The following is an 11,411-nucleotide window of genomic DNA, read 5'->3' as shown; positions in this document are numbered from 1 at the left end:
GACCGGGCGGCAAATTTGCCGCCCGGTCGTTTGAGGGAGGATTTTATGGGCAAAGCGCCGGTTCTGTCAACGCCCGGGGAGCATAGGTCATGGTGTGCTCCCAGTTTAACCGGGCATCGGAGAACTCTGCGACCTCAGTGTAGAAATACATGCTGGATTCAATGTTTGATGGCACCGTAAAAAGTCTGATTTCAGATGGCGCCGTAAAAAGTTCAAGATCAAGGCTTGCGCAATTTCGAAGAATGCAGCGTACTTATCCGTACGTGAAATTCTGAGAAATTGCGCGTAACGCAGATATTGGACTTTTCGGCGCCATCAATGTTTCGCTCCTCGATGAAATCGGCCATGGGCTTGATCCACGCGCCTTGTTCCAGGGCCGGGCCCAGATAGAACATAAACACGAGAATCGCCGCAATGCTTACCAGAAGCCCGGCAACACCCCGAAGACCTCCGGGCGCATTTTCAACGCCTGCGCCCGGGCCCGGGTCATTTGATTTGTTGTGGTGATCAACACCGTGGGCGTAACCACCCAGGCCACAAAGATTCCGGGAATGCCAATGGAAAAAATCTTTCCGAAAAGGATTTCCGCGCCCAGCAGCACAAGGCCGGTTTTGATGAAATATTCGGTCTGCACCGCAGGCATGACCCATTTGGGGGTGCCCACGGTTGTGCTGATTTCTCCTCCTGGAAAATTGAAATAAAAAATGAGGTGCCTGCCCGGCATGGCTGAACAGACACGGATTATAGGGTTACAATTTTTCGCCGCTCTTATAAGCAATAAAGGTGCCAAATTGCATTTCTATTTTTAGATATTTGATTTTATCGAATTTAAAGCAAAAGCTGCCATTGCCTTTTCCGGAACTGCCGCCTGAAGGTGGCAGTTCCGCTTTGATGCGTCATCCGGGATTGAAAAAATGGGGACTGCGAACGGTTTTTACCGGCCTATGACCGGTTCTGTAAGCATCATGTAAATGCCCGCAGGCCGTCATGGGTGAGCTTAAGATCCGAGGCCACGTCCTCAAAAGCCCATTTCACCTGTTCGAGTTCATCGCTTTGCCCGTTGTATTCCAGCCGGGGCCCGGCCGGGGCTGCCGTGGCATTTGAGACACTGGGCTTCGGCGTAAATGGCTTTCATGCGGGTGAAATAGGCCCTGTTGTCCTTTTCAATGATGCCGCGCCACTCGTTGGTATCCGGATGATTGCGAAACCATCGCAGCTTTTCCATCTCAAATGAATCAGCCATGTTCATGTAATTTTTCGGATTATGGGCCGCACGCCTATAAGAAAAATCCGGGAACCGATCGCGCAGGCCGTTTAAGACCTCGCGGCTGACAAACGAGGTGGACATGGCCTCGGGCAAAAAGGCCTCGGGCGAAAGCAGCTCCACCATGTGCGGCCGCAGCAGGTCCTTGACGTAATTTCGGGTGGCACTGGCCGTGCCGATGAAAATTTCCCTATTCTGATACACGTCGACAATGACGATATTGCACAGGGCAAAGTACTGAACAAGGGAAAAAGCCCCGCAGAAAACAAAAAGAAGGCAGCCCGCGCCAAAATAAAACCTGGTTTTCATGGATCTTCGATGCATGTGTCAGGCAACCCTCTTATATGCCAATAAAAAACATAAATATTTGTATTTATGAAATATTATATCAAGACAAGTAACCGCATAGTTCACACGCAAACAAAAATAAAATCAATAGACAGGTTTTTTCTCTGAACCGATTCCATCCGGGCTTGCGCCTGAAATTTTTATCCCGTTTCATTCCAACTTTTCTTTACAGAAAAATCATGCTCTGATATAGAAGCGTTTAATTACATAAACAGCATTCTCATGATTAAACTCAATACAATATAGTAACAATCATTCTACTAGAAAAACTGTCAACATTAGGCTGTACCATATTTTTTATCAACCTTTTCCTTTCCACCCCTTTACAAAGCAAGGAGGACACACATGGCCCAGGCAGATGCGCCCAAAGGGAACCCGGCGGTTGTCGGTCTCGCCGGATTCGGCATTACCACCCTGATTCTTCAGTTCCATAATGTCGGCTGGTGCGGGATCGGCCCCGTGCTGGCCCTGGCCTTTATTTTCGGGGGACTGGCACAGCTCATTGCCGGATACCTGGAATTCAATGTGGGAAACAATTTCGGCTTCAGCGCGTTTTGCTCCTACGGGGCCTTCTGGATCTCGCTGGGCATCATTTTCATGCTCAACCACTTCAATGTCTATCATGCCAGCAGCGAGGACGTGGGCTGGTTTCTGATCTGCTGGACCCTTTACACCTTTATCATGTGGATTCCGGCCATGCGGATTCACTCGGCCATGGCCGTGACATTCACCCTGCTTTTAATCGGTTTTATCCTTTTAGACATTGCCCATTTCGGCTACGACCAGTTCACGGTGATCGCCGGCTACGAGTTGATGGCCTGCGCTGCTTCGGCCCTGTACATGATGGCCCATGTCATTTACGCCCAGGTCTTTGGCCGCGACGTGCTGCCCGTGGGCAAACCCTGGATCCAATAAAACCGCTCTAAACTTTTATCACCAGGAGGTGAAGCCATGACCCGTCGTGCTTATTATCTCGCAACCATACTGATTGCCGTGCTGCTGGCCTTTCCGGCGGCAGCCGCCGAACCGGCAACCAAGGAAGAATGCGTGGAAATGTGCCGGGAGGCCGCAGCCCTGATCAACTCCAAGGGCGTGGATGCAGCTGTTGAAAAAATCAGCGACCAGCGGGGACCGTTTGTTTGGAAGGACTCATATGTCTTTCTCATGGATCTGGACGGCAAAATGCTGGCCCATCCCTTCAAGCCCGAACTGACCAAAAGGGACCATGTGCTGCTGATAACCGACCCAACAGACAAAGCCCTTTTCGTGCATTTCGTCAATCTGGCCCGCAGCCGGGGTGAAGGCTGGGTGGAATACATGTGGCCCAAGCCCGGCAAATCCACCCCGCACAAAAAGATCACCTACATCTACCGGGTACCGGATACGGATCTGTTTGTGGGCGCAGGGGTTTACGTCAGCGGAATGATGTATTGACAAACAAAAGCGGCGCTGTTCTGATCCGGGGTGCTGCCGGCACCCCGGATCAATGCCGGTTTCAGATTGTCTATTTATAGAACCTCTTGAGCACTGAAGGTTTTACACCCGCATAATACAGACACGAAAGCAGGTTGTTGCGGACAATGCCGTAAATCAGGCCCTCTTTTTCCCAGCGCCGGGCAGATGTTTTCACGGGCTTTGGGATCAGCCGGATTGCCAGCCGGTTTTTCTTTAAGCGCTGCATGATCCCGATGTCTTCCATGATCGGGATATGGGCAAATCCGCCGATCTGCTCAAAAACCCGTTTTTTGACAAACACGGCCTGATCGCCGTAGGCAATGCGGGTCAGGCGGCAGCGGACATTGGCCAGGATTTCAATCAGGCGAAAGATTCTTTTTGAACCGGCGATGCCAAGGGAAAACGCGCCTGCGGCAATCTCCGGCCGGCGGCAGGTTCTGATCACATCACCCATGGCCCCTGCCGGCAGATGGGTGTCTGCGTGGAGAAAAAGCAGGATGCCGCCGCTGGCGGCTTTTGCCCCGGCATTCATCTGGGAGGCCCGCCCGGCCGGGGCAACAAGGGTGATGACCTGATTGGTGTCAAGACCATTGATGGTGGAGCCTGCCGGGTCTCCGTCAACGATGATGATCTCAACGTTGAATCCCCTGCACGCGCAGGCCAGATGCCGGATTGTGCGGTTTATGGTTTCCTGCTCATTTAAAACCGGCACGATGATTGAAACCACCGGGGGCAGCAGAATCCGGAAATCTTTGGTATTTTTCATATATTCCCGCACAGATTTGCTGTTTTCAGGTTTCAGACGATCTTCATCTGCCCGAGCACATCCCGGGTGTGCAAAAGCCGGTCCTGAAAACCGCCACCACCTGCCAGTTGCACTGCCAGGCCCCGGAGGTCTTCAGGGGTGTCAATATCGGTGAGAACAGGCAGTACCGCCGGACGCTGTCCCTTTTTTTCAAAGCGTTTCAGGGTCTGTTCAAAGACGTCTGAAGAACCCCAGTCAATGGCGTCAAACGCCTTCGGAAAAATACTGCCGGACCGAAACCCCACCAGATAATATCCGCCATCCTTTGCCGGGCCGAGAACCGCGGGGCTGGTTTCCAGGGCCGAAAAAGCGCTTTTGAGGATTTGTTCATCAAGCCCCGGAATATCCACGCCCACCAGGACGATACGGTCAAAGCCATCGGCTGCAGTGCAGCAAAGCGCGTGATGCATGCGTTGGCCCAGATCCGCTCCCTGCTGCACATAAAGGGCAATATGGTCTCTCAGCCAGCCGCGCACAATGTCCTGATGATTTGCGGGATAATAAAAAACGCGCACCTGGCAATCCATGGCGCAGACAGCCCCCAGGACATCCTCTGCAAGCGCCCGATACAGCAGCAACGCCCCGCGCGCGCCAAGGCATCCCGCCAGCCGGGTCTTGACCAGGCCCTCCACCGGGGCCTTGACAAAAACGATAATACAGTGTTGTGGATTGAATTTTTTCATGATTGGTCTTATTACAATAAATAACCACCAGCCATTGGTTGTCAAAACACCGCAAAGGAGTTTTTTAACACAGTGAACATGCTTCTTCTCGACAATGCAACAATGATCCGGCTCGGATTTTTTCTGGGGATCTTTTCCGCCATGGCCATATGGGAGGCAAAAGCCCCCCGCCGGGTGCTGCAGCAAAGCAAGCCGACACGATGGACCAACAATCTGATTTTGACCTTTTTAAACACTTTTGCGGTGAGACTGGTGTTTTCGGCAGCAGCCGCGGGCACTGCCCTGCTGGCGGCTGAAAAAGGATGGGGGCTGTTTAACACACTGCCCGTGCCGGAATGGATCAGCGGACTTTTATCGGTGCTTGTTTTGGATCTGGCCATTTACATACAGCACGTAATCTTTCACAAGGTTCCGATTTTCTGGCGTCTTCACCGGATGCATCACACGGATCTCGACATTGACGTCACCACGGGCGCAAGGTTTCACCCCCTTGAAATCATTATCTCCATGGCCTTGAAAATGGGACTTGTGGTCGCCCTGGGCGCGCCCGCATGGGCGGTTGTGGTCTTTGAGGTGCTGTTAAACGGCACCTCCATGTTTAACCACAGCAACATCAACATGAATCTTGGCGCTGACCGCTGGATCCGGCGGTTTATCGTGACCCCGGACATGCACCGGGTGCATCATTCGGTACTCATTTGGGAAACCGACAGCAATTTCGGATTCAATCTTTCCTGGTGGGACCGTCTGTTTGGCACCTACATTGACCAGCCGGCCGCCGGCCACGAGGCCATGAAAATCGGCCTGGCCAATTACCGGGACCCCAAATGGCTAAAACTTGGATGGATGCTTGTTGTACCGGCTTCCCGCTACGAGCGCTGACGTGCCGGTTTTGGAGCTGATCAGGCGCGCACAGCAGATTGCTGTCGCTTTTTAAGATACTTGGAAATAATGATCCCGCAGTACGGACAATCCTCAACAGGAGTGACAAATTTTGTCAGATCATTGCCGCATTTCGGGCAACGGGTGTGCGAGGATACAGAATCAACCTCAGGATCGCTTTCATCGGGGTTTTCAGGTGGGCTTTCAGGCGGTTCCACCCGGCAGCAGACCCCCAGCCGGGTAAAAACCTCCTGCTGGTCAAAGGCTTTTTCCCGATCCAGCCCCTTTCTGACTGTAACAGGCTTATCACAGAACAATCGGCCGATGCTTTCCGGGTCCCTCCCCAGGCGGCGGGAGAGCAGCTCTATCACCTCGCGGCGGTCAAAGCCGGAAACGGCCCTGCCCTCAAATACCAGACAATACCCCTTGTTGTTCAAGCCAATCCTCCTTTGGCGGTCATGTTGTCAATCCATTCCAACCCAAACTGAGCATCGCCCCGAACAAGCAAACACCATGCCACAATTCTTTTATTGCAACCCTCTGAACCCCGTCTTATTTTATGTTTCGCTTAAAAATGATACGCCTGTAAAAGCCTCATCAAAAAATAATTTACTTTTACGTCAAGTATGGTAAGTGTAAAAAATTTGAGTTTTTATCACCCATATCATCAACCATAAAAAAACAAGCAGGAATCATGCGAGACGACATCATCGAAATCCGATGGCATGGCCGAGGCGGCCAGGGGGCCATCACGGCGGCCAAGATCGTTGCCAATGCCGCCTTTACTTCAGGCTACAGCGGGGTGGTCATGGCCCCGACCTTTGGCACGGAACGAAGAGGCGCACCCGTTTTGACCTCCCTGAAAATATCAAAAAACAAAATCTATGACCTGTCTCCCATCACGGAGCCGGACATGGTGCTTGTGCTCGATCACCTTCTGGTGGAAGAAGTGGACGTGGCTGCCGGGCTCAAACCCGGAGGGCTGATTATCATCAACTCGCCCAGGCCGCCGGAAACCTTTAATTTTCCGGGAATGAAAATCGCCACTGCGGATGTCACCACCATGTCCGCCAACGCGGGGCTGCCCACGGGAATTGTCAATACCGGCATCATCGGCGCATTTGCCAAAGCCTCCGGCCTCCTTGACATGGATACCCTGGCCGGGGCCATCGAAGCAGAGTTTGCCGGGAAAAACCCGGAGAAAAACGCTGAAGCCGCCCGCATGACCCATGCGCATACGCTGATTGGAGAGGCCTGATGAATGACGTGAAAAATCCCGGCAATTCCGGCAATGATCCCAAAGAGCAGGAAAAATTTGCCTGCCGCACATCCCACAGCGAGCCCGGACCCGGCGACGGGGGGCGGACCGGATCATGGCGGGTGCTGCGCCCGGTCATTGATTTGGACAAGTGCATCCCGGCCAAACGCAACAAGGCGGCCTGTTTTAACTGCTGGCTGTATTGCCCTGACGGGGTGATCACCAAAACCATCCCGCCCACCATTGATTATGAATACTGCAAGGGATGCGAGATCTGCGCCGAGGAATGCCCGGCCGACGCCATTACAATGGTGGAGGAAACCCTGATTCTCATGGAGGAAAAGTAAGCTCATGCATATTATCGAAGCGGGCAATGTTGCAGCAGCCATGGGGGTCAAACTGGCCGGCGTCCAGGTGGTGGCCGCCTACCCCATTACCCCGCAGACGCCTTTAACAGAAAAACTATCGGAACTGGTGGATTCCCGGGAAATGGATGCCCAGTACATCCCGGTGGAAAGCGAGCATTCCGCCCTGTCCGTTTGCATTGCCGCATCCAGCGCCGGATCGCGCGCCTTTACCGCCACCAGCGCAAATGGCCTGCTCTACATGAACGAGCAGCTCCACTGGGCTGCGGGCGCACGCCTGCCCATTGTCATGTGTGTTGTCAACCGGGGTATCGGCGCACCCTGGACCGTGTGGAACGATCACCAGGATGCCATGAGCCAGCGCGACACCGGCTGGATCCAGCTCTATTGCTGCGATCATCAGCAGATCATCGACACGGTGATCCAGGCCTTTGCCATTGCCGAAACCGTTCGCGCACCCGTAATGGTCTGCTATGACGGCTATATTTTGTCGCACACTTACATGCCCTTTGACATCCCGGATCAGGCGGACGTTGAAAAGTTTCTGCCCGCGTTTGCCCCGGACTGGGCATTAAACCCCCAATGCCCGGCCAACCTCAACACGGTCACCCTGCCCGAGCCCCGGCCCGATGTGCGGGGCAACACCGCGCCAGGCTACATGGAGATCCGGCACAACCTGCACACGGATCTGCGCCGGACCATTGATGTAACCGCAGACACGGACGCAAAATTCAAGGACGTCTTCGGCCGCGGGGGCCAGCCCTTTATCGAGTCCTATTTCTGCGATGATGCCGAGCATGTTGTGGCCTGCATGGGCTCGCTGTCTTACCAGATGCGCGACGTGGTCGACGAACTTCGAAAGGAAGGCGTTTCCGTGGGCGTTTGCGGCCTGCGCCTGTACCGGCCCTTTCCGGACCAGGCCGTGGCCGAAGCCCTGGGCGGCAGAAAAAACGTGTTCGTGTTTGAAAAAGCCCTGAGCTACGGCTATGAAGGCCCGCTGTTTTCAGATATAAAGGCAGCGCTTTACGGCACAGAGAACCCCCCGAAGATCCGCAATTTCATCCTAGGCCTCGGCGGCCGGGAAATCCGGACCCGGGATCTGTACCAGGCCGTAAAAACCGCATGCAGTGAAAATCAAAGCAAGCCGCATGATCCCGATTTTATCGGCCTGAAACTGTAAGTCCCGTTGCAGGCGGAACCTTTTGTGCGGCAAGGCTTTGACGCATAACAACAGCTAATTTATTCAGGATAGATATATCATGGCCACAAAAAAAACCACCATCCTCAATCTGCCCGAAGAAGAATACGTGCACCCGGGCAACAGGGCATGCGCGGGCTGCGGGTTAAGTATCGTCTACAAAACCGGTTTAAAGGCCCTGGGCAGAGACAGCATCCTCGTGGTCCCGCCCAGCTGCCTGACCGTGCTCCAGGGACTCTACCCAATTGCCTCAACCCAGCTGCCCTGCTTAAACGTCACCTTCGCGTCAACCGCGGCTGCGGCCACGGGCGTGCTGGCGGCCATGCGGGCCCAGAAACGGCCGGATGTCCAGGTGGCGGCCTGGGCCGGAGACGGGGGCACCAGTGACATCGGCCTCCAGGCCCTGTCCGGGGCATGCGAGCGGGGCGAGGACTTTATCTTTATCTGCTATGACAACGAGGCTTACATGAACACCGGGGTCCAGCGCTCCGGCACCACGCCCCAGCACGTGCTGACCACCACCACCCCGTTTACCGGCAAGCACCAGCGGAAAAAAGACGTGCCCGCCATTATCGCGGCCCACGGCATCGATTACGTGGCCACCGCATCAGCGGCCTATCCCCTGGATTTTTACGACAAGGTGGTAAAGGCCAAAAGCATTCCCGGGCCCAAGTACATCCACGTGCACACGCCGTGTCCGGCCGGCTGGGGATTTTCTCCCCGCTACACCGTCAAGATCGGCCGCATGGCCGTGGAAACCGGGCTGTTTGATCTCTATGAGCGGGAAAAGGGACAGTTTCGCCTAACAGGCGCCTCGGAAAAAATGCTGGGCAAAAAGCGCAAACCGGTGGCCGACTATTTTGCCACTCAAAACCGGTTCAAGGGCATGGACGAGGAAAAAATCCGGGTCCTGCAGGCGGAAGTGGACGAAAAATGGGCGGCTTATGAAAAAGTCGCCCAGGGCATCTGCTGAAACCCAAACTGAAAAATTTTCAAGAAAGTCTGATTCAAGATAGTGCCGTAAACAGTTCGAGATCAAGGCTTGCGCAATTTCGAAGAATGCAGCGTACTTATCCGTACGCCAAATTCTGAGAAATTGCGCGTAACGCAGATATTGGACTTTTACGGTGCCATCATACCTGGAGCTATCCTTCGTAGAGAACTGCCAGAATCCTGGCCCGGTCCTTTTTGGCCGCCACCATGTGGGGCGTAGTTGACAGGTAATACACGCTGTCGCCGGGCTCCAGCTCAAACTCGTCTTTTTCGATTCTCACCAGCACCGTGCCCTCGAGCACGAAGATAAACTCCTCGCCCTCGTGAACAGAGACTTCCTTGTCCGGATTTTCCTCCAGGTCAACGATCAAAGACTCCATGTGCCGGCCCTGCACTTCCGGGGCCAAGCTCTGATAGGAATAGAGCTTGCGGCCCCTGGTGGATGTGGACCGGGTCACGGGCATGCGCTCATGCTTGCGGGTCACGGAATACAGCCGGTTGCCCACCCCGGACAGCAGCCTTGAAAACGCGCTGTCAAGGGCCTTGGAAAGTTTTACCAGGGTTCCGAGCTGGGGCTGAATCTCATTGGCCTCGATCCGGGTCAGGGTATCGACGTCAAAACCCGTCAGTGCCGAGATTTCATCATAGGAAATCCCCTTTTCCTCCCGGATGCTGCGGATCCGGTCGCCAATGGCCTCAAGGTCCACTGCGCCGGCACCGTGCTCGATGTTTCCGGTCAGCACTTCATAGCGGTCCTTGTACCCGGCTGGTTTTTCATGTTCGACCATGTCATGGCTCCTTTGGCAAATATGCCCGAATCAATGGGATAGACTCCCTGTTCAACTGCCTGAATCTCTTTCTTACCAAAACCGACCGGGACCGTCAAATCCCAAAAACATCCGGCCCGTGAAAATACGGGGCGTTTTGCCGGCTGTGTTGTCATTGACCCCGCTGCTGTGATATATGTGTATTTAAAAAATCCGGAAACTTCTATAACCGACAACCAATAAAAAAATAACTTATTGATATTACTTAATACTTAATCACTTAAAACTTAACACTGCCTGTAAAAAAACTTTTTACAGGCTTATCAAACTGCAAAAAGGGACACATAATGACCGATACCCAATACCACGCCTGGCTGTGGGAAAAGCTGGGTCATCAGACCCTGGAGAATCTCAAAAAGCACGGATTTGCCGGTCACTTTGTCAACAATGCAGACGAGGCCCGGGACCTGATCCTTGAACTGATCAAGGATTATGAAAGCTTTGGTTTCGGCGGATCCGCCACGGCCCGGGCCATAGACCTTCCCAATGCCCTTGGCGCAATGGGTAAAACCGTCTACGACCATTGGGAGCCGGTCGCCGAGGAATCAGACCTGTCGCTTCGCCTCAAACAGGGCCGCTGCGACTGCTTTATCTGCAGCGCAAACGCCATTTCCGCCACCGGTGAGATCGTGAACGTGGACGGGGTCGGCAACCGGACCAATGCCATGACATTCGGATGCCCCAAGGTGATTATCGTGGCAGGCATGAACAAGGTGGCCGTGGACCTTGACGGAGCTTTGCGCCGGATCCGGGAGGTGGCCGCACCCATGCGCGCCAAGAGCCTGAACATGAGCACTCCGTGCGCGGAGACCGGCATCTGCACGGACTGCAATTCTCCCCAGCGCATCTGCCGGATCACCGCGATCCTGCACCGCAAGCCCATGATGACCGATGTAACCGTGGTGCTGGTAAACCAGAGCCTGGGATTTTAATGACCCGCCAGTGCGCAGGCCCGCCCTGGCACCGGCGGCAATGCTGGCAGGCGGCCAATTTCTCTGTCAGACACATTTTTGAAAAACACCCGGGCCGTCTGGATTTGCTGATTGAAACAGCCGGCCATATCCGGGCCGGCCTGGAGCAACTGGATTTTCTATACCAGGACCTGTGCGCAAAAACCTGCACGTTCTGCCCAGAGCCCTGCTGCCTGTCTGCAGATATCTGGTTTGACTTAAAAGACCTGTTGTTTCTCCACGCCGCCGGCCTGCCCCTGCCGGTTCAAAACCCCAAAAAACACAGCCAAATGCCCTGTGCCTTTCTCGGCCCCCGGGGCTGTCTTCTTGCCAGAACCAGCCGCCCCTGGATCTGCACCTGGTATTTGTGCGCCACCCAGAAA

At 54.2% G+C, this 11,411-nt stretch carries 16 protein-coding genes; 9 read left to right on the top strand and 7 right to left on the bottom strand.

The annotated features are described in order from the left end of the window. Nucleotides 1–218: 218 nt before the first annotated feature. The 3 genes from R6U41_RS03725 to R6U41_RS03715 all read right to left on the bottom strand — a co-directional run bounded on the left by R6U41_RS03725 (nt 219) and on the right by R6U41_RS03715 (nt 1,573). A complete protein-coding gene (locus R6U41_RS03725; protein ID WP_410268490.1) occupies nt 219–395 on the bottom strand; it encodes a hypothetical protein in 177 nt (58 codons plus the stop codon). A gap of 23 nt (nt 396–418) precedes the next feature. Further along, nucleotides 419–664, bottom strand: coding sequence for a hypothetical protein (locus R6U41_RS03720; RefSeq protein WP_410268489.1), 246 nt, complete (start codon nt 662–664; stop codon nt 419–421). A gap of 381 nt (nt 665–1,045) precedes the next feature. Further along, nucleotides 1,046–1,573, bottom strand: coding sequence for a DUF3365 domain-containing protein (locus R6U41_RS03715; protein WP_410268488.1), 528 nt, complete (start codon nt 1,571–1,573; stop codon nt 1,046–1,048). Between the two features lie 384 nt (nt 1,574–1,957). Between R6U41_RS03715 and R6U41_RS03710 the strand changes: the two genes are divergently transcribed. Both R6U41_RS03710 and R6U41_RS03705 read left to right on the top strand, forming a co-directional pair. Then, on the top strand, nt 1,958–2,527 hold the full coding sequence (locus tag R6U41_RS03710) for an acetate uptake transporter (RefSeq protein WP_410268487.1): 570 nt from the start codon (nt 1,958–1,960) through the stop codon (nt 2,525–2,527). Nucleotides 2,528–2,563: 36 nt separating this feature from the next. Then, on the top strand, nt 2,564–3,046 hold the full coding sequence (locus tag R6U41_RS03705) for a cache domain-containing protein (protein WP_410268486.1): 483 nt from the start codon (nt 2,564–2,566) through the stop codon (nt 3,044–3,046). A 70-nt stretch (nt 3,047–3,116) separates the two neighbouring features. On the opposite strand, the gene R6U41_RS03700 is transcribed toward R6U41_RS03705, so the two are convergent. Further along, entirely contained in the window at nt 3,117–3,833 is a 717-nt protein-coding gene (locus R6U41_RS03700; protein WP_410268485.1) for a TIGR04283 family arsenosugar biosynthesis glycosyltransferase, read from the bottom strand. Between the two features lie 32 nt (nt 3,834–3,865). Further along, nucleotides 3,866–4,555 carry a TIGR04282 family arsenosugar biosynthesis glycosyltransferase gene (locus R6U41_RS03695; RefSeq protein ID WP_410268484.1) on the bottom strand — a complete coding sequence of 230 codons (690 nt, stop codon included), beginning with the start codon at nt 4,553–4,555 and terminating at the stop codon, nt 3,866–3,868. 78 nt (nt 4,556–4,633) lie between these two features. Between R6U41_RS03695 and R6U41_RS03690 the strand changes: the two genes are divergently transcribed. Continuing rightward, nucleotides 4,634–5,437 carry a sterol desaturase family protein gene (locus R6U41_RS03690; RefSeq protein ID WP_410268491.1) on the top strand — a complete coding sequence of 268 codons (804 nt, stop codon included), beginning with the start codon at nt 4,634–4,636 and terminating at the stop codon, nt 5,435–5,437. Nucleotides 5,438–5,457: 20 nt separating this feature from the next. Here the strand turns inward: R6U41_RS03690 and R6U41_RS03685 are convergent, their stop codons facing one another. Next, nucleotides 5,458–5,874, bottom strand: a complete 417-nt coding sequence (locus R6U41_RS03685) for a hypothetical protein (protein ID WP_410268483.1) — start codon at nt 5,872–5,874, stop codon at nt 5,458–5,460. A gap of 257 nt (nt 5,875–6,131) precedes the next feature. On the opposite strand from R6U41_RS03685, the gene R6U41_RS03680 reads away from it, so the two are divergent. From R6U41_RS03680 to R6U41_RS03665, 4 genes are all read left to right on the top strand, one after another. Further along, complete coding sequence (locus tag R6U41_RS03680; protein WP_410268482.1) at nt 6,132–6,695, top strand: 2-oxoacid:acceptor oxidoreductase family protein; 564 nt, start codon at nt 6,132–6,134, stop codon at nt 6,693–6,695. Continuing rightward, nucleotides 6,695–7,042, top strand: coding sequence for a 4Fe-4S binding protein (locus tag R6U41_RS03675; RefSeq protein ID WP_410268481.1), 348 nt, complete (start codon nt 6,695–6,697; stop codon nt 7,040–7,042). Before R6U41_RS03680 ends, R6U41_RS03675 begins: the two co-directional genes overlap by 1 nt. 4 nt (nt 7,043–7,046) lie before the next feature. Beyond that, nucleotides 7,047–8,240, top strand: a complete 1,194-nt coding sequence (locus R6U41_RS03670; protein ID WP_410268480.1) for a pyruvate ferredoxin oxidoreductase — start codon at nt 7,047–7,049, stop codon at nt 8,238–8,240. A gap of 79 nt (nt 8,241–8,319) precedes the next feature. Further along, nucleotides 8,320–9,231, top strand: coding sequence for a thiamine pyrophosphate-dependent enzyme (locus R6U41_RS03665; RefSeq protein WP_410268479.1), 912 nt, complete (start codon nt 8,320–8,322; stop codon nt 9,229–9,231). Nucleotides 9,232–9,403: 172 nt separating this feature from the next. On the opposite strand, the gene R6U41_RS03660 is transcribed toward R6U41_RS03665, so the two are convergent. Then, nucleotides 9,404–10,039, bottom strand: coding sequence for a helix-turn-helix domain-containing protein (locus R6U41_RS03660; protein WP_410268478.1), 636 nt, complete (start codon nt 10,037–10,039; stop codon nt 9,404–9,406). A gap of 326 nt (nt 10,040–10,365) precedes the next feature. On the opposite strand from R6U41_RS03660, the gene R6U41_RS03655 reads away from it, so the two are divergent. After that, nucleotides 10,366–11,010, top strand: coding sequence for a lactate utilization protein (locus R6U41_RS03655; RefSeq protein WP_410268477.1), 645 nt, complete (start codon nt 10,366–10,368; stop codon nt 11,008–11,010). After that, nucleotides 11,010–11,411 (top strand): hypothetical protein (locus R6U41_RS03650; protein ID WP_410268476.1); only part of this gene is annotated, 402 nt, incomplete at its 3' end. The genes R6U41_RS03655 and R6U41_RS03650, both read left to right, overlap by 1 nt.

It is taken from the genome of Desulfosalsimonas sp., from assembly GCF_046483245.1.
GTDB lineage: Bacteria > Desulfobacterota > Desulfobacteria > Desulfobacterales > Desulfosalsimonadaceae > Desulfosalsimonas.
Note: the sequence above shows the minus strand (reverse complement) of the source record. Positions and strands in the feature narration are given on the sequence as shown.

Coding starts and splice junctions, on each gene's coding strand:
- R6U41_RS03725 (WP_410268490.1), bottom strand. CDS start 395: ATGTTCTATCTGGGCCCGGCCCTGGAACAAGGCGCGTGGATCAAGCCC.
- R6U41_RS03715 (WP_410268488.1), bottom strand. CDS start 1,573: ATGAAAACCAGGTTTTATTTTGGCGCGGGCTGCCTTCTTTTTGTTTTC.
- R6U41_RS03710 (WP_410268487.1), top strand. CDS start 1,958: ATGGCCCAGGCAGATGCGCCCAAAGGGAACCCGGCGGTTGTCGGTCTC.
- R6U41_RS03705 (WP_410268486.1), top strand. CDS start 2,564: ATGACCCGTCGTGCTTATTATCTCGCAACCATACTGATTGCCGTGCTG.
- R6U41_RS03700 (WP_410268485.1), bottom strand. CDS start 3,833: ATGAAAAATACCAAAGATTTCCGGATTCTGCTGCCCCCGGTGGTTTCA.
- R6U41_RS03695 (WP_410268484.1), bottom strand. CDS start 4,555: ATGAAAAAATTCAATCCACAACACTGTATTATCGTTTTTGTCAAGGCC.
- R6U41_RS03690 (WP_410268491.1), top strand. CDS start 4,634: ATGCTTCTTCTCGACAATGCAACAATGATCCGGCTCGGATTTTTTCTG.
- R6U41_RS03680 (WP_410268482.1), top strand. CDS start 6,132: ATGCGAGACGACATCATCGAAATCCGATGGCATGGCCGAGGCGGCCAG.
- R6U41_RS03675 (WP_410268481.1), top strand. CDS start 6,695: ATGAATGACGTGAAAAATCCCGGCAATTCCGGCAATGATCCCAAAGAG.
- R6U41_RS03670 (WP_410268480.1), top strand. CDS start 7,047: ATGCATATTATCGAAGCGGGCAATGTTGCAGCAGCCATGGGGGTCAAA.
- R6U41_RS03665 (WP_410268479.1), top strand. CDS start 8,320: ATGGCCACAAAAAAAACCACCATCCTCAATCTGCCCGAAGAAGAATAC.
- R6U41_RS03660 (WP_410268478.1), bottom strand. CDS start 10,039: ATGGTCGAACATGAAAAACCAGCCGGGTACAAGGACCGCTATGAAGTG.
- R6U41_RS03655 (WP_410268477.1), top strand. CDS start 10,366: ATGACCGATACCCAATACCACGCCTGGCTGTGGGAAAAGCTGGGTCAT.